The 22,407-nt window shown below is 64.1% G+C and carries 21 protein-coding genes; 6 read left to right on the forward strand and 15 right to left on the reverse strand.

Annotated elements, in window-relative coordinates; translation table 11 throughout:
* Positions 1 to 39: 39 nt before the first annotated feature.
* Genes RI444_RS12280 through map form a run of 5 tightly spaced genes read left to right on the forward strand, consistent with a single transcriptional unit; the run spans position 40 to position 4,758 of the window.
* Complete coding sequence (locus RI444_RS12280) at positions 40 to 1,026, forward strand: sugar-binding transcriptional regulator (RefSeq protein WP_193593594.1); 987 nt, start codon at positions 40 to 42, stop codon at positions 1,024 to 1,026.
* Positions 1,027 to 1,036: 10 nt separating this feature from the next.
* Positions 1,037 to 1,918: an aldo/keto reductase gene (locus RI444_RS12285; protein WP_207604570.1), complete on the forward strand. Its 882-nt coding sequence runs from the start codon at positions 1,037 to 1,039 to the stop codon at positions 1,916 to 1,918.
* A gap of 10 nt (positions 1,919 to 1,928) precedes the next feature.
* The gene (locus tag RI444_RS12290; RefSeq protein ID WP_062096918.1) at positions 1,929 to 2,873 is read left to right on the forward strand and encodes an alpha/beta fold hydrolase; all 945 of its coding nucleotides are present in this window, start codon (positions 1,929 to 1,931) and stop codon (positions 2,871 to 2,873) included.
* Complete coding sequence (locus RI444_RS12295) at positions 2,870 to 3,979, forward strand: glycosyltransferase family 4 protein (RefSeq protein WP_021470587.1); 1,110 nt, start codon at positions 2,870 to 2,872, stop codon at positions 3,977 to 3,979. The genes RI444_RS12290 and RI444_RS12295 overlap by 4 nt, the downstream gene beginning before the upstream one ends.
* The gene (gene map, locus RI444_RS12300) at positions 3,976 to 4,758 is read left to right on the forward strand and encodes a type I methionyl aminopeptidase (protein WP_069694553.1); all 783 of its coding nucleotides are present in this window, start codon (positions 3,976 to 3,978) and stop codon (positions 4,756 to 4,758) included. Before RI444_RS12295 ends, map begins: the two co-directional genes overlap by 4 nt.
* Positions 4,759 to 4,762: 4 nt before the next feature.
* On the opposite strand, the gene RI444_RS12305 is transcribed toward map, so the two are convergent.
* The 13 genes from RI444_RS12305 to pyrR all read right to left on the reverse strand — a co-directional run bounded on the left by RI444_RS12305 (position 4,763) and on the right by pyrR (position 19,793).
* Positions 4,763 to 6,904, reverse strand: coding sequence for a primosomal protein N' (locus RI444_RS12305; protein WP_207604569.1), 2,142 nt, complete (start codon positions 6,902 to 6,904; stop codon positions 4,763 to 4,765).
* Positions 6,905 to 7,073: 169 nt separating this feature from the next.
* The gene (gene metK, locus RI444_RS12310) at positions 7,074 to 8,303 is read right to left on the reverse strand and encodes a methionine adenosyltransferase (RefSeq protein ID WP_021470590.1); all 1,230 of its coding nucleotides are present in this window, start codon (positions 8,301 to 8,303) and stop codon (positions 7,074 to 7,076) included.
* Positions 8,304 to 8,390: 87 nt separating this feature from the next.
* Entirely contained in the window at positions 8,391 to 9,644 is a 1,254-nt protein-coding gene (gene coaBC, locus RI444_RS12315) for a bifunctional phosphopantothenoylcysteine decarboxylase/phosphopantothenate--cysteine ligase CoaBC (RefSeq protein ID WP_179014188.1), read from the reverse strand.
* A 30-nt stretch (positions 9,645 to 9,674) separates the two neighbouring features.
* Positions 9,675 to 9,935, reverse strand: coding sequence for a DNA-directed RNA polymerase subunit omega (gene rpoZ, locus RI444_RS12320; RefSeq protein ID WP_011774945.1), 261 nt, complete (start codon positions 9,933 to 9,935; stop codon positions 9,675 to 9,677).
* A gap of 39 nt (positions 9,936 to 9,974) precedes the next feature.
* Positions 9,975 to 10,547 (reverse strand): guanylate kinase, encoded by a 573-nt coding sequence (gene gmk, locus RI444_RS12325; protein WP_021470592.1) that lies wholly within the window; start codon positions 10,545 to 10,547, stop codon positions 9,975 to 9,977.
* A gap of 19 nt (positions 10,548 to 10,566) precedes the next feature.
* A complete protein-coding gene (mihF, locus tag RI444_RS12330) occupies positions 10,567 to 10,893 on the reverse strand; it encodes an integration host factor, actinobacterial type (protein ID WP_021470593.1) in 327 nt (108 codons plus the stop codon).
* A 70-nt stretch (positions 10,894 to 10,963) separates the two neighbouring features.
* Positions 10,964 to 11,797, reverse strand: coding sequence for an orotidine-5'-phosphate decarboxylase (pyrF, locus tag RI444_RS12335; protein WP_207604568.1), 834 nt, complete (start codon positions 11,795 to 11,797; stop codon positions 10,964 to 10,966).
* Entirely contained in the window at positions 11,790 to 15,098 is a 3,309-nt protein-coding gene (gene carB, locus RI444_RS12340; protein ID WP_207604567.1) for a carbamoyl-phosphate synthase large subunit, read from the reverse strand. Before carB ends, pyrF begins: the two co-directional genes overlap by 8 nt.
* Complete coding sequence (carA, locus tag RI444_RS12345; RefSeq protein ID WP_031215971.1) at positions 15,098 to 16,345, reverse strand: glutamine-hydrolyzing carbamoyl-phosphate synthase small subunit; 1,248 nt, start codon at positions 16,343 to 16,345, stop codon at positions 15,098 to 15,100. The genes carB and carA overlap by 1 nt, the downstream gene beginning before the upstream one ends.
* Positions 16,326 to 16,847: a hypothetical protein gene (locus RI444_RS12350; protein WP_207604566.1), complete on the reverse strand. Its 522-nt coding sequence runs from the start codon at positions 16,845 to 16,847 to the stop codon at positions 16,326 to 16,328. Before RI444_RS12350 ends, carA begins: the two co-directional genes overlap by 20 nt.
* Positions 16,847 to 18,202: a dihydroorotase gene (locus tag RI444_RS12355; protein WP_021470598.1), complete on the reverse strand. Its 1,356-nt coding sequence runs from the start codon at positions 18,200 to 18,202 to the stop codon at positions 16,847 to 16,849. Before RI444_RS12355 ends, RI444_RS12350 begins: the two co-directional genes overlap by 1 nt.
* Positions 18,202 to 19,212, reverse strand: coding sequence for an aspartate carbamoyltransferase catalytic subunit (locus tag RI444_RS12360; protein WP_021470599.1), 1,011 nt, complete (start codon positions 19,210 to 19,212; stop codon positions 18,202 to 18,204). The genes RI444_RS12355 and RI444_RS12360 overlap by 1 nt, the downstream gene beginning before the upstream one ends.
* Positions 19,209 to 19,793 (reverse strand): bifunctional pyr operon transcriptional regulator/uracil phosphoribosyltransferase PyrR, encoded by a 585-nt coding sequence (gene pyrR / locus RI444_RS12365; RefSeq protein ID WP_021470600.1) that lies wholly within the window; start codon positions 19,791 to 19,793, stop codon positions 19,209 to 19,211. The genes RI444_RS12360 and pyrR overlap by 4 nt, the downstream gene beginning before the upstream one ends.
* A gap of 154 nt (positions 19,794 to 19,947) precedes the next feature.
* Here pyrR and RI444_RS12370 point away from each other — a divergent pair, with 154 nt between their 5' ends.
* Positions 19,948 to 21,201 carry a PrsW family intramembrane metalloprotease gene (locus tag RI444_RS12370; protein WP_170828604.1) on the forward strand — a complete coding sequence of 418 codons (1,254 nt, stop codon included), beginning with the start codon at positions 19,948 to 19,950 and terminating at the stop codon, positions 21,199 to 21,201.
* 82 nt (positions 21,202 to 21,283) lie between these two features.
* Here RI444_RS12370 and nusB read toward each other — a convergent pair whose 3' ends face one another.
* Both nusB and efp read right to left on the reverse strand, forming a co-directional pair.
* Complete coding sequence (nusB, locus tag RI444_RS12375) at positions 21,284 to 21,694, reverse strand: transcription antitermination factor NusB (RefSeq protein ID WP_021470602.1); 411 nt, start codon at positions 21,692 to 21,694, stop codon at positions 21,284 to 21,286.
* Positions 21,694 to 22,257 (reverse strand): elongation factor P, encoded by a 564-nt coding sequence (gene efp, locus RI444_RS12380; protein ID WP_021470603.1) that lies wholly within the window; start codon positions 22,255 to 22,257, stop codon positions 21,694 to 21,696. The genes nusB and efp overlap by 1 nt, the downstream gene beginning before the upstream one ends.
* Positions 22,258 to 22,407: the final 150 nt, after the last annotated feature.

Genomic DNA, 22,407 nt, shown 5'->3' on the forward strand with positions numbered 1-22,407 from the left:
AGTCAAGCTATTTGCACAAACGTGCAGCAAGGAAATGAGATGGGACGATCACGTCACTCGGATGCGCTTCGGGCCGCACAAATGTATTACTTGCAGGACCTGACCATGGACGCCATTGCCCGGGAGCTTAGAACCTCGCGGTCCACGGTCTCAAGGCTGCTGTCATCGGCACGCGAAACCGGGCTGGTACAGGTGCAGATCCGCAGCCCGTTCGATACGGCGCCGGAGTTGGAAGGCCAGATCCGGGACCGGTTCGGCGTCGATGTCCATGTGGTTCCCGTGCTGGACACGCTGAACGAAGCCGAAACCCTTGACCGGGTGGCAATGCAGGCCGCCAGGACGATCGGGCCGTTGGTGGATTCGAACGCGATCATCGGGGTGGCATGGGGTGCCACCCTCAGTGCGGTCAGCCGGCACTTGACCCGGAAAGTCACCCACGACAGCATCGTGGTCCAGTTGAACGGCGCGGGAAACATGCAGACCACCGGCATCACCTACGCGAGCGACATCATGCGCCGTTTCGGCAATGCCTACGGGGCGCGGGTGGAACAGTTTCCGGTTCCTGCCTTCTTCGACCACGCCGCCACCAAGACGGCCATGTGGAATGAACGCAGCGTCCAACGTATCCTAGACCTGCAGGCGAGGATGAGCATTGCCATCTTCGGCGTGGGATCCGTGGATTCGGATTATCCCAGTCATGTGTATGCCGGCGGCTACCTCGACGAACAAGACCTTGCTGAACTGGCTGCTGATGACGTCGTGGGCGACGTGGCCACTGTCTTCTTCCGGAGCGATGGCTCCTCGGACGGCATCACCCTGAACGAGCGGTCAACAGGTCCTACCCACGACCAGCTTCGCCAAGTGCGTCGCCGGATCTGCGTGGTGTCCGGAGCTTCCAAGATCAACGGCCTCCAAGGCGCATTGGCCGCGGGCCTGGCCACGGACCTGATCCTTGACGAAGCCTCGGCCCGCCGCCTGGTCAGCTTTACCGGCCAGCCAGCGGGTATTCCTGCCGGTAATAGGTAGAGTCGTTGTCATGAGAATCCCGGCGCGGCAGAGCTTGAACAACGGCGTGATGATGGACTCCGTGGGGTACGGGTTGTACAAAGTTCCCCCGAAGGACGCCGAGTCCCTGGTCAGCACCGCACTGGGGGAAGGCTACCGTCGCTTCGACACCGCGGCCATGTACGGCAACGAAGTAGGCGTCGGACGCGCGATCGGCGGGGCCATCGGCGATGCCAACGAGGCGAACGTCGGGACCGGTGGTTCCGGTGAGGCGGTTCATGCCCTGGCCCGGGAGGACGTCTTTGTTACCACCAAGGTCTGGAACGATGACCAGGGATACGACGCTACCCTGCGCGCCTTCGACACCTCCATCGCCAATCTGGGCCTTGACTACGTGGATCTCTACCTCATCCACTGGCCCTGCACCCGCCGCGGACTTTTTACTGAAACCTACAAGGCGCTCGAGACCCTTTACCGCGAAGGAAAAGTCCGGGCAATCGGCGTTTCGAACTTCCAGCCGGAGCACCTGGCACGGCTGATGGAATCAGCGGAGGTCGTTCCTGCGGTTAACCAGATCGAGCTTCACCCGTGGTTGCAGCAGGCCAGGCTCCGCACCCTGCATGAACAGCTGGGAATCCGCACCGAGGCCTGGAGCCCCCTCGGCCGGGGACAGGTCCTGGCCGACCCGGCCATTGCAGAGCTGGCCGACAAGCACCGGCGCACCCCGGCGCAGGTCATCATCCGGTGGCACCTCCAGCTGGGTAACCTGGTGATCCCCAAGGCAAGTTCGGCCGGGCGCATCAAGGAGAACTTTGCAGTTTTCGATTTCGAGTTGGACCAGGACGACATGGACGGCATGGCCGCCCTCGAAAGACATCACCGGACAGGCTCGCATCCGGACACCGTGAACTAGGAACAACTGAATGGAAAATGTGGACACGGCGCACACCCCTGAAGGTGCACAGGCCCCGGTCGAATTCTTCAGCAAGTCCCTGCCGGGACGGACCTCTGCCTCAACCATCGACGTCGATGGAAGCAACGTAGCGTACTGGACATACGAGCCTGTGGAGGCGAAGGAGAACGCGAGGACAATCCTTGTCATCCACGGCTTCCGCGGGGACCATCACGGACTCCTGCGGGTGGCGGACCAACTTCCCGATATGAGGCTGATCATGCCGGACCTGCCGGCATTCGGCAGCTCGGAGCCCGTTGTTGGCGATGAACACTCCGTAGCGCGCTATGGGATGTTCATCAAGCACTTCATGGAGGCCCTCGGGCTGGGCCCGGACACCGTCCTCCTTGGCCACTCCTTCGGATCCATCGTGGCCAGCCACTTCGCAGCCGACTACCCGGGCGCCGTCAACCCGCTCATCCTGGTCAACCCCATAGCTTCGCCGGCACTGGAGGGTCCCAAAGGCTTGATGACCAAGCTGGCGGTCTTCTACTACTGGGCTGCTGCACGCTTGCCCAAGGCTCCGGGACTCGCCCTCCTCCGCAACCGGGTGGTGGTGCGTGTCATGAGCGTGACCATGGCAAAGACTAAGGACAAACAACTCCGCCGCTTCATCCACGGCCAGCACGACGCCTACTTCAGTGCCTTCGCCAACCGGGAAAGCCTTCTGGAGTCATTCAAAGCATCGGTCTCCGGGACAGTCGGGGACGTCGCAGAGCGGCTCAACCTGCCGGTCCTCCTGATCGCCGGTGAGAAAGACGAGATCGCCACGCTGCCGGACCAATACAAACTGATGGCGCTCCTGCCGGATGCGAGGCTGGAAGTGATTCCCGGCGTCGGGCATCTTATCCACTACGAAACCCCCGCCCCGGCCGCCGCCGCCATCCGCGACTTCCTGAAGGACAATCCCGCGTGAAAATCGTTTTTGATGCCCGCTTCACCAGGACAGAGCACCATGACGGCATCAGCCGGTACGGCTCCAGCCTGATCGCCGCGGTCTCCAAAATCGCCGATGTCACCATGCTCATCAGCGACCAGCGGCAACTCGCACTGCTTCCCGATGTTCCCTACGTCATGATCAACAGCCCGCTGTCCCCCATGGAGCTGTTCGTGGCGGGGAAGGTCAATCCCTTGGGCGCGGACGTCGTCGTGTGCCCCATGCAGACCATGGGCACGTGGGGCAGGCGGTACGGCTTGATCCTGACGCTGCATGACCTGATCTACTACGAACACCCAGCTCCCCCGGGGTTCCTTCCCGCACCCGTGCGTCTGCTGTGGCGGCTCTACCACAAGGCGTTCTGGCCGCAGCGGATGCTGTTGAACCGCGCGGACGTCGTGGCGACCATCAGCCGCACCACCGAAGCGCTGATGGCAAAGTACCGGCTGACCAACAGGCCGGTCCGCATCGTGGCCAACGCCCCGCAGGGCGGCCAAACACCGCGGAATCCGGCGGACGGCGCTGAAAAATCGCTCGTGTACATGGGCTCCTTCATGCCGTACAAGAACGTGGAAACGATGATCCGCGGCATGGCCGGCCTGCCCGACTACACCCTGCATTTGTTGAGCCGCATTACCCCCGGACGCCGGGCCGAACTGGAGGCCCTGATACCGGACGGCGCCAAGGTGGAATTCCACAACGGGGTCACCGACGACGAATACGAGGATCTGCTGAGGCGGTCCACGGCCCTCATCAGCCTGTCGCGGGCCGAAGGGTACGGGCTTCCCTTGGTGGAGGCGATGGCTGTGGGCACTCCGGTGATTGCCAGTGACATCCCGATCTTCCGCGAAGTGGGCGCCGACGCCGTGAGCTTCGTCCATCCGGAATCACCGTCGGAATTCGCGGCCGCCGTAACCGCTTTGGACGAGCCCGGAGCTTGGCAGCGGCGCTCACTCAGGTCCGTGGAACGTGCCGCCGACTTTGATTGGGACGCCTCTGCACGCCAGCTTCTGGCTGCAGCCGAAGAAGCCATTGCCCTGCGCTCCCGCAAACGCCGCACCTCCCCCAGGAAGGACGCCCGATGATCGAGATCCTGAGCCCCTCAGAAGTTGCCAAAGCCAGGGTAACCGGCGCCTTGGTGGCCGATATCCTCTACACCCTGAAGAGCCGGACCACGGTCGGCACCAACTTGCTGGACATCGACCGCTGGACCAAGGAGATGATCCTCAAGGCCGGCGCCGAATCGTGCTACGTCGACTACGCGCCTTCCTTTGGACGGGGTCCCTTTGGGCATTACATCTGCACGGGTGTCAACGATGCTGTGCTCCACGGCCTCCCCCACGATTACCAACTGGCGGACGGTGACCTCCTGACGCTGGACCTGGCCGTGCTGAAAGACGGAGTAGCCGCCGACTCCGCCATCAGCTTCGTGGTTGGCGAATCAGCTCCCCCGTCAGGGGTTGCCATGATTGAGGCCACCGAACGGGCACTCAGTGCCGGCATAGCTGCGGCGGTCCCCGGCGCCCGCATCGGAGACATCTCCCATGCCATAGGTTCGGTCCTGGGTGCTGCCGGCTACCCGGTCAACGTCGAGTTCGGCGGGCACGGCATCGGTTCCACCATGCACCAGGACCCGCACGTTCCCAACACCGGCAGGCCCGGGCGCGGTTACGAACTTAGGCCGGGACTGCTGCTCGCCCTGGAGCCCTGGGTCATGGAAGACACCGCCAAGCTGGTCACGGACGCAGACGGCTGGACGCTCCGGAGTGCTACCGGGTGCCTGACCGCCCACAGTGAACACACCATTGCCATCACGGATTCGGGTGCCGAGATACTGACGCTCCCCACGGGCACGCTGCTGTAGGCAATCAGAGAACGTCCACGCCGTCCAAACGCAGTTGGACCGGACCGGCCACCCGCTTGGCCGCGTTGGCCGCCTTCACGGCCCGCATGGCCTGTGTGGCGTTGGCGGCCTCGGCGTAGGGAATGAAGTACAGCGTACGGACGTCCCTGTCTTCCGCTGCAGTGCCGTCCTCCGCTGCAGGGCCGTCCTCCCTTGCGGGGCCGGCGGGCTGGCTCCCGGACATCGCCAAGGGGGCCGGGCCTACACTCCGCAGCTTTGGCTGGCCGGACTGGCCGAGGAACGCGTCCAAAGCATCGGAAAAGTGCCCGACGTCGGCCCGGGGACCCGTGACGGAAGCCACCCGGACCGCTGGTGGGAGCTGCAGTTCCTTCCGGAGTTCCAGTTCCCGCGAGGCGTAGCCGGGCGCATCCCACCGCACCAACGCTCCAGTAGCTGTGGTGTCGTCCGCCGTGACAACCACGAGGCCGCCCTCGCGGGCCGGCCTGACCAACGCTGCGGCGTTGAACCAACGGCGCACAGTGTCTTCACCGGCACGCAGGTTCTCGCGGCGAAGCAAGGAGCTTCCGTCCAGCAGCAAACAGGCGGCATAACCGCCGTCGGCCACTGGTTCGGCACCAACCGTGGCAACCACCAGTGCAGGAGCGTCCGGCACACCGGCCTTGACGTGCTCCCCCGACGAGGTGACCACAGCATGGCCGGGAAATGCCCGGCCCAATTCCTCGGCGGTCCTGATGACCCCGGTTGCACCACGCCGCAGCCGGGTCCCCGTGCAATGGCTGCAACGCCACTGGGGCGCTGGAGTGGAACACCACCGGCAAGCCGGCATCGCTGACCCGCCTGCCATGGCAAGGGGTCCCTGACAGGCATTGCACCTGGCAGGCTCACGGCATGTTTCGCACACCAGTGACGGTGCGTACCCGGCCCGTGCCACCTGGACCAGGACCGGGCCCCGTTCCAGGCCCGCTTTGGCGGCACGCCAAGCAGCACCGGGCAAACGTGCAATACGTGCGAGCGGATCCCGTTCCTGTTCGAAGCTGTCCGCGGTGTTCACGACCCTGGGCACGGTTGACCGGACGACAGTGCGCGGGGCCTCGACGGCCACCGCCCAGCGCAGGTCCACCAGCCGTTGGAGTTCCGTGCTGCGCGTGTGCGATGCGAGCAGGCAAGCGGCGCCCTCCTGCTCGCTGCGCAGAAGCAGGACTTCCCGGGAGTGGGCGTAAGGGGCGCGCTGATCAATGTGGAGGTCGTCCCCGTCATCCCAGCAGACCACAAGGCCCAAGTTCGCCACCGGCGCATAGGCAGCGGAGCGGGTTCCAACGGCAACCCCCGCTTCACCCCGCAGCAGCCGCAGGAAATTACGGTAGCGCGGTGTCTGGCCGTCGTCGGCCGCCAGCCGGGCAACATCACCCTCAGGCAAGACAGCGGCAAGGGCAGCTTCCACCCGGTCCAGGTCCCGGTAGTCGGGCACCACCACGACTGCGCCCCGGCCTGAGCTGCGGACCGCAGCGACGGCCGCGGCCAGCATGGCGGGCCAACCGTGCCGGCCATATCCCTGCAGCGCTGTCAGGACGGCTTTGGGCGCACCGCCCCCGGCCAGGTGGTGGAGGAAGGCAGGGCCGTTGCTGTACGCGTTCCACTCCGGCCCGGCCCCAACGCCGGGCCCAACTCCAGATAGGGAGACAGGCTCAGGCGGGGTGCCCGCCTGGGCTTCTTTTTCCACCTTTGCCACCCGTGGCGGAATGGCCGTGCGGAGTACATCACTCAAAGTTCCGGCGTACCGTGAAGCCACCGCGGCGGCCAAGGCGTGGACGGCCGGCGTCAGCACGGGCACCGGCGACACCACCTTGTGCAGGGTGCTGAGCTCCTGCCCGGCCTCGGAGGTTTGGCGTCGCTCCGTGATGTATCCGCTGAGTTCCTGCCCGTTGAACTTCACCTTCACCCGCACGCCGGGGAGGGCCACGCCTTCAAGTTCAGCGGGCACGCTGTAGTCGAAAGGCCGGTCCAAATGCGGGAGCGGAGATTCGAGCACTATACGGGCAACGGGATCCACTGCTGCCAGCGGCGGCCCCTTTACGGGGGCCTTCGCAGGGAAACCCTGCAACAACGAAGGCTGCACCAAGGCAGGCCGGGATTCATGCTCCGCCATGCACTTCACCTCCTTCTCGGAACGCCACCACAGAGTGGACACTGGCTTTGAGCTCCGCATGAAAGCAGGATGCCCGCAGCGGGATCAACCCGCCACGGGCATCTCTGGCTCAAGCCAATCATGAGCCGCTGACATTATGTGGACCTGGCGGCACGTGCGCGGCCGGGTGTCAGGCGTTGAAGAATTCCTTGAGGTCGGCCACGCGGTCGAGGCGTTCCCACGTGAAGTCCGGCTCTTCCCTGCCGAAGTGGCCATGTGCGGCCGTCTTGGCATAGATGGGCCGCTTGAGGTCGAGGGCATCGATGATGGCCCGGGGACGGAGGTCGAAGATTTCGTCGATTGCCTCCGCAATCCTGGCCGGATCAACGGTTTCCGTTCCAAACGTCTCAACGTACGTACCCACCGGGCGGGCCTGGCCGATCGCGTAGGCGATTTGGATCTCTGCCCGCTTGGCGAGGCCGGCCGCCACTACGTTCTTCGCTACCCAGCGCATCGCGTAGGCTGCCGAACGGTCCACCTTGGACGGGTCCTTGCCGGAGAACGCGCCGCCGCCGTGGCGGGCGAATCCGCCGTAGGTGTCCACAATGATCTTGCGGCCGGTCAGGCCGGCATCTCCCACGGGTCCGCCGATAACAAAGGCTCCCGCGGGGTTGAGGATGTTGGTGGCCCGGGAAAGGTCCAGGTTGGAGGCTGCAAGCACAGGTTCGATCACGTGGCTGGCAAGGTCCGCACGCAACTGGTCCAGTCCTGTTTCCTCGGCGTGCTGGCTGGAGATGACCACGGTCTCCACCGAAACCGGCCGGTCGCCGTCGTACCCTACCGTCACCTGGGTCTTGCCGTCGGGCCGCAAGTACGCAAGTTCGCCGCTTTTCCGGACCTCGGTGAGGCGTTCGGACAGGCGGTGCGCAAGCCAGATGGGCGTGGGCATGTAGGACGCAGTTTCATCACTGGCGTAGCCGAACATGATGCCCTGGTCACCAGCGCCCTGGAGGTCGTAATCATCTTCCTGCCGCCCCTCCCGGGCTTCCAGGGAGTTGAAAACGCCACCGGCGATGTCATTGGACTGCTGGCCAATGGAAACGGACACACCGCATCGGGCACCATCGAAGCCGTTGGCCGAGGAATCGTAGCCGATGCCAAGGATGGTCTCGCGGACAATCTGGGGAATTTCCACGTAGGCGTCGGTGGTCACCTCGCCGGCCACATGCACCAGTCCGGTGGTAGCCATGGTCTCCACTGCCACCCGGGACTCGGGATCGGCGGCCAACAGCGCGTCAAGGATGGCGTCACTGATTTGGTCGCAGATTTTGTCCGGGTGCCCTTCAGTGACCGACTCTGAGGTGAAGAGCCGGAGCTTGGACGGGTGGCCATGCGTTTGGTGGTGCAGCGGTAAAGTCACTCGACTACCTTACTGGGTTGCGGGACGACGGCATTTGCCGTGTGTCCCTTTGCTAAGAATTTCACAGCAGGGCTCGCCTGCAGGGAGCTATGGTGCGGGGAACACCGCGGACAGTTCGACGGCGGCACGGTCCACGACGGCGGCGGCGACGTCGGCCTTCGAGCCGGACGCCGTTTGCGGTTCGGCACCATGTCCGGAAAGGATGACCACGGAGTTGTCGTCCTGGCCGAATACCTTGCCAACGCCCACGTGGTTGACAACCAGAAGGTCACACCGTTTTCGCTTCAGTTTGGCGGTGGCATGTTGCAGCACATCGCCATGGGCGTCGCCTGTTTCGGCGGCAAATCCGATGATCAGCTGCTGCCGGTCCGCGGCATTGCGGGCTTCTACGAGCTCCTGCAAAATGTCGGGGTTCCGGACCAGGCGGACGACCGGCGCTTCTTCGCCGTCGACCTTCTTGATTTTGGTGTCCGAGACATCCGCCGGCCGGAAGTCCGCTACCGCAGCAGCCATAATAACGACGTCGGAGTCCACTGCCGCTTTCAGGGCTGCCTCACGCAGCTCCAGGGCGGACTCAACGCGGACCAACTCGACGCCGGCCGGAGGTTCGATGTCCATGTGGGCCGCGAGGAACCGGACGGTTGCACCTGCTGCCAGGGCTGCCGAGGCCAAGGCAGCTCCCTGCTTGCCCGATGACCGGTTGCCCAGGAAGCGGACAGGGTCCAACGCTTCCCGTGTACCGCCCGCGGAGATGGTCACCACTTTTCCGGCCAACGGGCCAGGGCCGGCGCCGTCCGCTGGACCAACGGGTGAACGGCTTCCCGCCAAGGCGATCGCGGCCTCGAAAATGACGTCGGGCTCAGGCAGGCGCCCCGGGCCGGAATCAGCGCCGGTGAGGCGGCCGACTGCGGGGTCCAGTACTGTCACCCCGCGGCTTCGCAGCGTCGCCACGTTGGCCTGGGTGGCCGCGTGCTGCCACATCTCCGTATGCATCGCCGGGGCAAACAGGACCGGACCGTGCGCCATGAGCAGCGTGTTGGTCAGGAGGTCGCCGGCTTGGCCCGTTGCTGCCTTCGCCAGGAGGTCCGCGGTGGCAGGGGCAATCACAATGAGGTCTGCCTCGTGGCCCAACCGCACATGGTTGACCTTCTCGACGTCGTCGAAAACGCTGTTGCTCACAGGGTTGCCGGACAACGCCTCCCACGTCGCGACACCTACGAACCGCAGGGCGGACTCGGTGGGAATGACCGTGACTTGATGACCGGCTTCAGTAAAAAGCCGGAGGAGCGATGCAACCTTGTAGGCTGCGATCCCTCCCCCGACTCCGAGGACTATGCGCACGTGACCTCCGTCAACAGGCAGTCTGCTTCTTTATTCCGTGGGCTCGATGGGGGTCGAAACCAGGAGGCCTTCGTTGATCTCGCGCAGGGCGATGGAAAGCGACTTCTCGTTCAGCTTGGTGTCGACCAGCGGACCGACGTACTCGAACAGCCCCTCGTGCAGCTGGGCGTAGTAGGCGTTGATCTGGCGGGCACGCTTGGCGCCGAAGATGACCAGGCCGTACTTGGAATCGGCAGCCTCAAGCAGCGAATCGATCGGCGGGTTGATGATGCCTTCAAGGTTCGTGGACACGAAATCTCCAAATTCTAGCGGGCCGACAAGTGCAAGCGCTTAGCGCTCGTGCGGGGTAAGCCCCATGAGTGAAACAAGCTCGTCCGCTGCCCGGCGAACGTCGTCATTAATGACGGTGTGGTCAAACTCCGGTTCAGCAGCAAGTTCCAGTTTAGCGGTTTCCAGCCTGCGCTGCTGTTCCTCGGCCGTTTCAGTGCCCCGGCCCACAAGCCGGCGCACCATTTCGTCCCACGTCGGCGGCGCCAGGAAGACGAACTTTGCTTCCGGCACAGCCTCCTTGACCTGGCGGGCGCCCTGGAGATCGATCTCCAACAGCACCGACCTGCCCTCGGCGATGGCGGCGTCCACGGTACTGCGAAGGGTCCCGTACCGGTTCCGTCCGTGCACCACGGCCCATTCCAGGAACTCCCCGGCGGCCACCAGGGATTCAAACTCCTCGGCCGTCTTGAAGAAGTAGTGGACGCCGTCCTTCTCGCCCGGCCGTGGAGCACGGGTGGTGGCTGAAACAGACAGCCACACCTCTGGATAGTTGTCCCTGATATAGGTGGATACGGTTCCCTTGCCCACGGCAGTGGGTCCTGCAAGGACAGTCAGTCCAGGTTTCGTGCTCACGGATTCCTTCGAAAGATGCTTAGACGCTTTGCTGGGTCTGAATAAAATCTACCAGCGCGCGGGCCTGGTGGATTCCCAGCCCCCTGATCCTCCGTGATCCGGCAATCCCGATCTCAGCCATGATGGCCGCGGCGCGGACCGGACCGATGCCGGGAAGGGCTTCAAGGAGTTCGACCACCCGCATGCGTGCGATCGCCTCGTCGGTTGTCCCCGAGGAGATCAGCTCGGCGATGCTGACTTCACCCCGCTTGAGCCGCTCCTTGGCTGCCGCACGGGTGGCCCGCGCTTTGGCAGCCTTCTCCAAGGCGTCGGAACGCTCTTGTGGTGTCAGCTCTTTTAGGGCCATGGCCAAACTCCCGTCAAGTCGGAATTGTGACACCGATCACGCGGCTGATGCTGAACCTACCTGCAGGGGGTCAGCCGCGCAAGCCACCCAGGGTTTCCCGGGTGGCTGCCTGCAGCGCGGCAATGTCCGGACCTGCAGCCAGGATGCCACGGCTGGACGTTGCCAGGACCATCGGGTAGGCCTGTCCAAAGGTCTCCCGCAGATCGGCCGGAGTGGCCCCCTGGGCCCCGAGCCCCGGGGCGAGGATCGGTCCACGCACCAGGCCGAGGTCTATGTCCAAATCGCCAAGGGCCGAACCTATGGTGGCACCGACCACCAAGCCCACCGAGCCCAAGGACCCTTCGTAACGCTGGTTCTCCGCAGCAGCTGCAGCCACGATGCGGCGGGCCACCGAATCACCGCCGCCGACGTGCTGGACGCTCCGGCCCTCAGGGTTGGACGTCAGCGCCAGGACAAAGACTCCCCTGCCGTGTTCGGCAGCGAGGTCCAAGGCCGGACGCAGGGACTCAAAACCGAGGTACGGGCTCAGCGTCACCGAGTCGGCCGCCAGGGAAGATCCGTCACGAAGCCAGGCATCGGCGTAGGCCGCCATGGTGGATCCGATATCCCCGCGCTTGGCATCGGCGATGCTGAGCACGCCTGCTCCGGCTGCTGCGGCCAGGGTCCGCTCCAGGACGGCCATGCCGGCCGACCCGTGGCGCTCATAGAGCGCCACTTGGGGCTTGACAGCGGCAGCGAGGGAAGCCACCGCCTCCACCACGGTGAGCGAGAAACGCTCCAGTCCTGCGGCGTCGTCGTTCAGTCCCCAGGAGCCCAGCAACTGCGGGTGCGGATCGATGCCGACGCACAGCGGCCCCCGGGCTTCCATGGCCGCAGACAGCCGGGAGCCGAACGACTCAGGCATGTGCAGCTTCCAAAGAGGCGGTCAGGTTGGCGGCGTGCTCCTGCAGGCTGGTCACGGACCACTCGTAAGTACGGAGTGCTTCGATGGCCTGCACAGCGGCGTTGAACTCCGCCACCGTGGTGATGCACGGGATGCCGATGGACGTCGCGGCCGCACGGAGTTCGTAGCCGTCACTGCGGGCTTCGCCGCCGGACGGGGTGTTGAACACCATGTCGATTTCACCCGCGATGACAAGGTCCGCGATGGTGCCTTCACCCTCTGCGCTGCTTCCCTCGGCCACCTTGCGGACCGGCGTTGCCTGGATGCCGTTGCGGCGCAGGACGTCCGCAGTTCCGCCGGTGGAGACGATTTCGAAGCCGAGGTCAGAGAGCCGCTTGACGCCCATGATCACCGAGCGTTTGTCGCGGTTGGCTACTGACACGAAGATCTTGCCTTCGGTGGGCAGGGCGTTGTTGGCACCGGACTGGCTCTTCGCGAACGCGGTATCGAAGTGCTTGTCGATGCCCATGACTTCACCGGTCGAACGCATTTCAGGGCCGAGCAGCGAGTCCACAACCTTGCCCTCAGGCGTGCGGAAGCGGCTGAAGGGCAGCACGGCTTCCTTCACGGCTACCGGAGCATCCAGGGGCAGGGTGGAGCCATCGCCGGTTTCCGGCAGCATCTTGTAGGCGCTGCGGAGCTGGTTGATGGTCACGCCGGTGCCGATCAGAGCGGCAGCCTTGGCCATCTGCACGCCCGTTGCCTTGGAGACGAACGGGACGGTGCGGGAGGCACGCGGGTTGGCTTCCAAGACGTACAGGACGTCTGAGGCCAGGGCGAACTGGATGTTGATGAGGCCGCGCACGCCTACGCCCTCGGCGATGGCGCGGGTAGCGGTCCGGACCCGCTCGATCACGTTGTTGCCCAGGGTGATCGGAGGCAGGACACAAGCGGAGTCACCGGAGTGGATACCGGCTTCTTCGATGTGCTCCATGATGCCGCCGAGGTACATGTCTGTTCCGTCGAAGAGCGCGTCGACGTCGATTTCGACGGCGTCCTCCAGGAACCGGTCGATCAGCACGGGGTGGTCCGTGGTGATCTCCGTGGCGTTGGCAATGTAGCGGGAGAGGTTGGCCTCGTCGTAAACGATCTCCATGCCGCGGCCGCCCAGGACGTAGGACGGACGGACCAGCACCGGGTAGCCGATCTCGTCGGCGATCTTCTTGGCGTCCTCGAAGGAAACGGCGGTGCCGTTCTTGGGGGACGTCAGGCCGGCTTCGTCCAGGACGCGGGCGAAGGCACCGCGGTGCTCGGCAAGGTCAATCGCTTCCGGGGAAGTGCCCAGGATCGGCACGCCCGCGTCAGCAAGCTGCTGGGCAAGCTTCAGCGGGGTCTGGCCACCCAACTGGACAAAGACGCCCATGACGCCGCCGGTGCGTTCCTCGGCCGCGATGACCTCCAGCACGTCCTCGAGGGTCAGGGGTTCGAAGTAGAGGCGGGTGGAGATGTCATAGTCGGTGGAGACCGTCTCCGGGTTGCAGTTGACCATGACGGTCTCGTAGCCGGCCTTGCGCAGCGCCATGGAGGCGTGGACGCAGGAGTAGTCGAACTCGATGCCTTGGCCGATGCGGTTGGGCCCGGAACCGAGAATGATCACCGAGGGCTTGGCGTGCAGGCTCACTTCATCTTCCTCGTCATATGCCGAGTAGTGGTACGGCGTGTAGGCCGCGAATTCGGCTGCACAGGTGTCGACGGTCTTGTAGACGGGACGGATGCCCAGTGCCTGGCGGACGCCGCGGACGACGGCCTCGGAGTTGTGCGTCAGGGCACCGATCTGATCATCGGAGAAACCGTGGCGCTTGGCGTTGCGGAGCATGTCCTCGCTGAGGACACCGGCCTTGCGGATCCCGTGCGCGGTCTCGTTGAGCAGCTGCAGCTGGTCAAGGAACCAGGGGTCGATCTTGGTGGCTTCGTAGAGTTCCTCCACGGTGGCACCCCCGAGGAGCGCCCGCTGCACCTGGTACAGGCGTTCGGTGGTGGGACGCTTGGCCTTCTCAATGAGTTCGGCGACCTCGTATTCGGGCACGGAGCTGAAGTCCAGCTGCGAACCCTTCTGTTCCAGGGAACGCAGGGCTTTCTGCAGGGCTTCTGTGAAGTTGCGGCCCATGGCCATGGCCTCGCCCACGGACTTCATGGTGGTGGTCAGCGTGTTGTCGGCTGCCGGGAACTTTTCGAAAGCGAAACGCGGAACCTTGACGACGACGTAGTCCAGCGTCGGCTCGAACGACGCCGGGGTCTTCTGCGTGATGTCGTTGGGGATTTCGTCCAGCGTGTAGCCGAGGGAAAGCTTGGTGGCGATCTTGGCGATGGCAAAGCCGGTGGCCTTCGATGCCAGGGCCGAGGAACGCGACACGCGCGGGTTCATCTCGATGACGACGACGCGTCCGGTATCCGGGTTGATGGCGAACTGGATGTTGCAGCCACCCGTGTCCACGCCCACCTCACGGATCACGGCAATGGCGACGTCGCGCAGCTTCTGGTACTCGCGGTCCGTCAGCGTGAGGGCCGGGGCCACCGTGATGGAATCGCCGGTGTGGACGCCCACGGGATCGAAGTTCTCGATGGAGCAGACAACAACGACGTTGTCGTTCTTGTCCCGCATCATCTCAAGCTCGTATTCCTTCCAGCCAAGGATGCTCTCTTCGAGCAGCACCTCGGTGGTGGGGCTGTACTGCAGGCCCTGACCGACGATCCGGCGGAGGTCGTCCTCGTTGTACGCCAGTCCGGAACCCAGTCCGCCCATGGTGAAGGACGGGCGGACAACCATCGGGTAGCCGAGGTCCTCGGCGGCTTTGAAGGCCTCGTCCATGGTGTGGATGATGTGGCTGCGGGCGGACTCGGCGCCGCAGCGCTCAACAACGCCCTTGAACTTCTCGCGGTCTTCGCCGAGCTCGATCGCGGCAATGTTCGCACCGATCAACTCCACGTTGTACTTCTCCAGTACACCGTTCTTATCCAAGGCGATGGCCGTGTTCAGGGCCGTCTGTCCACCAAGGGTGGGCAGGACGGCGTCGGGACGCTCCTTGGCAATGATCTTTTCGACCACCTCGGGAGTGATCGGCTCCACGTAGGTGGCATCGGCGAACTCGGGGTCCGTCATGATGGTGGCCGGGTTGGAGTTGACCAGGATGACCCGCAGCCCTTCGTCCTTCAGGACGCGCAGGGCCTGGGTGCCGGAGTAATCGAACTCGGCCGCCTGGCCGATGACGATCGGCCCGGAACCGATGACAAGGACGCTCTTGAGATCTGTACGCTTGGGCATTACTTGTTGTCCTCAGTCTTGTTTTGGTTCTTGGTTGCGGTGGCGCCGCCGGCTTTCGTTTCAGCCATGAGGTCGATGAAGCGGTCGAAGAGGTACGCGGCATCGTGCGGCCCTGCGGCCGCTTCGGGGTGGTACTGGACCGAGAACGCAGGGATGTCGAGGCAGGCGAGTCCCTCAACGACGTCGTCGTTCAGCGAGACGTGGCTGACTTCCACCCGGCCGTAGCGCTCTTCGGGTGCCACGGTGGCGCCGTTCAAGGGCGCATCAACAGCGAAGCCGTGGTTCTGTGAGGTGATTTCCACCTTGCCCGTGCGGCGGTCCATCACCGGCTGGTTGATGCCGCGGTGGCCGTACCGCAGCTTGTAGGTTCCGAACCCAAGGGCGCGCCCCAGGATCTGGTTTCCGAAGCAGATGCCGAAGTACGGCAGCTTCTCGTCCAGGACGGAGCGCAGCAACTTGACCTGGTGGTCGGCAGTGGCGGGGTCCCCGGGGCCGTTGGACATGAAGAAACCGTCGGGGTTGAGGGCGTTGACGTCCTCGAGCGTGGCGGTTGCCGGCAGGACATGCACCCGCACGCCGCGCTCGGCGAACCGGACGGGGGTCATCGCCTTGATACCGAGGTCGACGGCGGCAATGGAGAACCGCGGTTCGCCCTCCCAACCGTGGTCCTTGGGGTCCACCACGTAGGCTTCGTCGATGCTTACTTCTTCGGCAAGCGCCGAGCCTTCCATGGGGGCGCTTGCCAGCACGGTATCCAGCAGTTCCTTGTCGGACGCGTTGGCGGCTTCGCCGGAAAAGATCCCGGCGCGCATGGTCTTGTGCTCGCGGAGATGCCGGGTGATCGCACGGGTGTCAACGCCCTGGATGCCGACGATGCCTTGGGCGACGAGTTCTTCGTCGAGGCTCCGCTCGGACCGCCAGTTGGACGGGCGTCGTGCGGCGTCGCGGACGACGTAGCCCTCAACCCAGATCTTGCGCGATTCGGCGTCCTCGCCGTTGACGCCAGTGTTCCCGATGTGCGGCGCAGTTTGCACCACGAGCTGGCGGGCGTAGGAGGGATCGGTGATGGTCTCCTGGTAACCGGTCATGCCGGTGGCGAAGACCGCTTCGCCGAGCGCGGTGCCCTGGGCGCCGTAGCTCCGGCCGCGGAAAATACGGCCGTCTTCCAGCACCAATACGGCTGCTGAGGGGGTTGGTGAGGTGGCTGCGTTACTGTCCGTCACTTTATTACTTTCCACTATCGGCATCTGCCTGAGGGGCTGCGGAGGTCAATTCTTGTATGGCTTGGCGGAGGCGGTCCTGGTCGGCGGAGTTCCTCGACCTGAATCCTGTGTCCAGTTCACGGCTGCCCAGTTTCCAGCTGATAACAAGGAGCCCGTCCTTTTCGACGAACTTCCCTGCCATCCCGGAGGCCGAGCGGCTGTCAGTCAGGGCTTCCCGCGGTATGAACACCGGGGCTGCTCCGGGGCGGTCGAACAACACGCCTTCGGCGTGAACGCTCAGTTCCGCGTGGGTCCGGATTCCAAGGCCTTGGACAGCGATGCGGTCCAGCCAGTCACCGGCCGTGGTGGTGCTGACGTACTGACCGTCGGCCACCACTGTGGCCGGCGTCAGTTGCCGTGGCACTTCCGGAAGGCGTTCGACGTCGGATTGTCGTCGGAGGCGGTTCCGCCACCCCAGGCCGATCATGGCCAGGGCGACGGCGATCAAGCCTGCGGTGACGAGCGCCGAGAGCAGTTGGGTGTCCACTAGGCGCCGCTGACTGCCCCGGTGGAATCCGGGGCCGGAACGGTTTCGGTGTAGCGGTACGGGGTGTTGAGCCGGCCGTTGAGGACGGTCGGGTGTCCTTTGAAGAAGGTTGCCACCACGGAACCGGGCAGTTCCCTGCCCTTGAACGGTGAATTGCGGCCCATGGTTGCCATCTTATGGGGATCAACGGTCCAGCGCGCAGCCGGGTCCACCAGGATGACGTTGGCCGGCTCCCCGGCCTCCAACGGACGGCCCTGGTCCGCCACCCTGCCGATGCGGGCCGGAGTGAAGGATGTGACCCTGGCAAAATCCGCCCACGTCATGAGGCCGGTTTCGATCATGGTCTCCTGGACCACGGACAGCGCAGTTTCCAGCCCGGTCATGCCCATGGCGGCCTGGGCCCACTCGCATTCCTTGTGCTCGCTGGGGTGCGGTGCGTGATCGGTGCCCACCACATCGATGGTCCCGTCGGCAAGGCCCTCCCGAAGTGCCTGCACATCCGCGTCCGTGCGCAGCGGCGGGTTCACCTTGTAGACGGGGTCGTAGCTGCGGACCAGTTCATCGGTCAGGATCAGGTGGTGCGGGGTGACCTCGGCAGTGACATTGATGCCGCGGGCCTTGGCCCAGCGCACGATTTCAACGCTTCCCGCAGTGGAGACGTGGCAAATGTGCAGGCGGGAACCGACGTGCTGGGTCAGCAGTACATCGCGGGCAATGATGCTTTCCTCGGCTACCGCCGGCCAGCCGGCCAGCCCGAGAACGGCCGAAACGGCGCCTTCGTTCATTTGTGCCCCGGCGGTCAGGCGGGGTTCCTGCGCATGCTGGGCCACCACGCCGTCGAACGCCTTGACGTATTCCAGCGCGCGGCGCATCAGGACGGGATCATGCACGCAGATTCCGTCATCAGAGAACATGCGCACCTGGGCGCGGGAGTCGGCCATGGCACCGAGTTCGGCGAGTTGCTCCCCGGCGAGTCCCACCGTCACTGCGCCGACGGGCCGTACGTCCACCCAGCCCGATGCCCTTCCCAGGCTGTGGACCTGCTCCACCACACCGGCGGTGTCGGCCACCGGATTGCTGTTCGCCATGGCGTGGACGGCGGTGAAACCACCCAACGCGGCCGCACGGGTACCGGTTTCGACGGTCTCCGCATCTTCCCGGCCCGGTTCGCGAAGGTGGGTGTGGACATCAACCATACCGGGCAGCGCAATCAGGCCTGCGGCGTCGATGACCGTGGCATCCCCGGCAGCAAGTCCGTTGCCCCTGGCCGCGATGACGCCGTCCCGGATCAGGAGGTCCTCGGCTGCACCGCCCAGGATGGCGGCTCCGCGGATCAAGTACGTGTTCGCGGCCATCAGTTGTTCTCCTTGGTGGGCTGGTTGCTTACGGGGGCGGTCGCTTCACGGGAATCCCCCGAAAGCAACAAGTACAGGGCGGCCATGCGGACCGATACGCCGTTCCGGACCTGGGCGAGCACGGTGGAACGGGGTGAATCCGCCGCGGCGGACGAGATTTCCAGGCCGCGGTTCATGGGACCGGGGTGCATGATGATGGTGTCCTTCATGCCGAGGTCGTCCAGCGTCCGCAGGCGGGCGTCGTCAAAGCCCCAACGGCGGGAATATTCACGGGTGGACGGGAAGAAGGACGCATTCATCCTCTCCCCCTGGACCCTGAGCATCATCATCGCGTCGACACCTGCTTCAAGGGTCTCGTCCAGGTTGTAGCTGACCTTGCAGGGCCACTGTTCGACGCCGACCGGCAGCAGCGTGGGAGGTGCCACGAGGGTGACCTCCGCGCCGAGGGTTCGCAGGAGCCACACATTTGAACGCGCCACGCGGGAGTGCAGGACGTCTCCGGCGATCGCGACGCGCATGCCCTTGAGGTCGGCGCCGGTGGATGCGACGCCCTTGATGCGCGACCAATGGCGGCGCATGGTGAAGGCGTCCAGCAGGGCCTGGGTGGGGTGTTCATGGGTACCGTCACCGGCATTGACCACCGCCGCATCGATCCAGTCGGTGGCAGCCAGGCGGTGCGGCGCTCCGGAAGCCCAGTGCCGGATGACCACGGCGTCTGCACCCATCGCGGCCAAGGTCTGTGCGGTGTCCTTGAGGGACTCACCTTTGGAGACCGAGGAGCCCTTTGCCGCGAAGTTGATGACGTCGGCGGAGAGCCGCTTCGCCGCTGCTTCGAAGGAGATGCGGGTGCGGGTGGAATCTTCGAAGAAGAGGTTCACCACCGTCCTGCCGCGCAACGCGGGCAGCTTCTTGACTTCGCGCTCACCGACGGCAGACATTTCCTCGGCCGTATCAAGTATCCGGATTGCGTCGAAGCCGCTGAGGTTTTCCGTTGAGAGGAGATGCTTCACTTGCCTGCCTCGATGACTACCTCGTTGACCGGAGTTCCGTTCACGGAGTCGGTCTCTTCAAGATGTACGCGGACCTTCTCCGAGGACGATGTAGGAAGGTTCTTTCCCACATGGTCTGCGCGGATGGGGAGTTCACGGTGCCCCCTGTCCACCAGGACAGCCAGCCGGACGATGCGGGGGCGCCCGAGGTCCACCAAGGCGTCCAAAGCTGCGCGGATGGTCCGACCCGAGTAGAGGACGTCGTCAATAAGGACAACAACTTTGTTATCGATCCCGGACAGCGGCAGGCGTGTATGGTGCGGGGGTCGGGTGGGCTGGTGCGAGAGGTCGTCGCGGAACATAGTGACATCCAGTTGGCCCACTATTGTTTCGGCGTTGACGGCAGGATCAGCGGCGGCAATCTTATGGGCCAGCCGGACAGCCAGGGGATAACCACGGCTTGGGATACCCAGCAGGACCAGGTCCTGGGATCCCTTGTTGGCTTCAAGGATCTCGTGGGCGATACGAGTGAGCGCACGATCGATATCCGCCTGGTTGAGGACAACCCTGGACGGAACCTGCGCTGAAGTAGCTTCAGTCATCGCTCGTCTCCCCTTTCCCCGCCTCACAGGACGGAATTAAAAAAGGAATATTTGCCTTCCAAAACTATCACAGCCACAGCGCCGGCCACCTGCCGCGTCCGCGGCCATGGGTGAGTTTAAGGTCACACCGCAGGCGTGGCATAGGCTCGGACCCATGAGCAGCAACCAACCAGGCCGCCATGATGGACAACGGCCCTATCCCCGGCCGTTCGTGGAGCCCGGGGCCAACCCCACCTGGATCGGCCACATCCAGCCCGGCAACTACCAGCCCGCTCCGGGCAACCCCGCACCGTTGGGAAACCAATCGTGGGCAGTCGCACCCCAAGGCATGCAGCGCCGTTCAGCCGGTTTGCTGCCACTGCTCCTTGTCGGCGGCATCCTGGCCTTCGGCAGCCTTCTCCTGGTTGTTCCGTTCCTCCTGGGCAACACCGGGTTGGCGGGCTTCATCATCGGCTTCATCGCATCGCTGATTCCGCTGTCCATAGTCCTGCTGACGGTCCGGTGGATCGACCGCTGGGAGCCGGAACCCAAACGGCTTCTGTGGTTTGCCTTCACGTGGGGAGCGGCTGTCTCCATTGCGGCGACGCTCCTGATCCAACCGCTATTTGCCCTCGCGGCGCCCACCACCAGCGAGGACGCCTACAGCTACTTCATGGCCACCGTGCAGGCACCGATCGTCGAGGAGTTCAGTAAGTCGCTGGGACTCCTCCTGTTGATATTCGCCGCCCGGAAGTACTTCGACGGACCCGTTGACGGCGTCGTGTTCGCTTTCACCATCGCCGCGGGTTTCGCGTTCACCGAGAACATCCTCTATTTCGGACGGGAGATCGCTTCTTCGTCCGACCCCGGGACCGACCTTGTCCGGATCTTCATCCTCCGCGGCGTGATGTCTCCTTTTGCGCACGCAATATTCACGGGAACCACCGGCTTGATCATGGGTTTCGCGGCGAGGAAGTGGCACTCGGGGTACGCGGTTCTGGCGTTCTTCGTGGGCCTGTTGCCTGCGATGTTCCTGCATAACCGCTGGAACAGCATGGGCCAGGGATTCCTGGTTGAATACTTCGTCGTCCAGGTCCCCATCTTCCTGGTGGCCGTCCTTGGAATAGTCTTCCTTCGCATGGCCGAAGGAAAACTGACCCGTCAACGGTTGCTGGAATATGCCCGCGCCGGGTGGTTCACGCCGGCGGAGGTGGACATGCTGGCTACACCCCGGGGCAGGCGCCAGGCCCTTGGCTGGGCATCCTCACGCGGCCGGGCCGCACAGATGCGGGCGTTCATCAAGGCGGCGACGTCCCTCGCCTTCACCCGCCAGCGCATCCTCAGCGGCAGGGACGTCCATGTCCACCAACACGATGAACTTGAACAGCTGCGCCGGATACCCGGGCTACGGTCAGCGGTGCTCCTGTAACCGTTCATAACGCAGAATGCCCCTTGGAGTCCGGACTGGCCGGATTCCAAGGGGCACCAAGTATGCAGAAGTAAATCGGTTCTTACGCCAACAGCGACGGCTTGAGCTTCTGCAAGCGGCCCAGCAAACCGTTGATGAAGGCCGGGGACTCGTCCGTGGACATGGTCTTCGCCAAGGCTACGGCCTCGCTCACAGCGACCCCATCGGGAACGTCGTCGTTGTAAAGAAGTTCCCACGTACCAATGCGGAGGATGATGCGATCCACCGCCGGCATGCGTTCAAGAGTCCAGCCCTGCGCATAGGTTTGCAGGAACTCGTCGATGGTGGGCTGCATGGAGACAACCCCCTCCACGATTTCGACCGTGTACGGATTCACAACAAGGTCAGTCTTCTCCCGACGCGCCTTGAGCGCATCAAAAGCTGAAACCGAGCGCTGCTCAGCCTCAAAAAGTACTTCAAGTGCCCTGTTACGGGCCTTACCGCGGGCACTCACTAGTCGTTGACCCTGCCCAGGTAGCTGCCATCACGGGTATCAACCTTGACCTTGGTGCCCTGCTCGACGAACAGCGGAACCTGGATCTCGTAACCGGTCTCCACAGTTGCAGGCTTGGTGCCTGCGGAGGAACGGTCACCCTGGAGACCCGGCTCGGTGTAGGTGATCTCCAGCACGACGCTCGGCGGAAGCTCGATGTAAAGCGGGGTGCCTTCGTGGATGGCGATGTTGACCATCTGGTTCTCAAGCATGAAGTTGGTGGCGTCACCGACTGTCGCGCCCGAAACGTGGATTTGGTCGTAATCGCTGGTGTCCATGAAGACGAAGTCTTCGCCGTCCTGGTACAGGTACTGGTAGTCGCGCCGGTCGACAGTTGCGGTTTCGATCTTGAGGCCGGCGTTGAACGTCTTGTCCACTACCTTGCCGGACATAACATTCCGCATCTTGGTTCGAACGAAGGCACCGCCCTTGCCCGGCTTGACGTGCTGGAACTCAATGACGTTCCAGAGCTGGCCCTCGAGCTTCAGTACGGTTCCGTTCTTGATGTCGTTTGTGGTTGCCACTCGTATCCTCTGGTTAATTTCACTGGTCCTGGCTGATGTCCAGCTTCCAGCCGTATGCCAAGCCGGCACGCCACATTGGCCGGCCAGCGCGTATTTATCAAAAATCCATGAACCATTCTACCGGCAAACGGAGGGCGGCACACGCGGGGT

It is taken from the genome of Paenarthrobacter sp. AT5 (assembly GCF_032764245.1).
Classification (GTDB): domain Bacteria; phylum Actinomycetota; class Actinomycetes; order Actinomycetales; family Micrococcaceae; genus Arthrobacter; species Arthrobacter ureafaciens.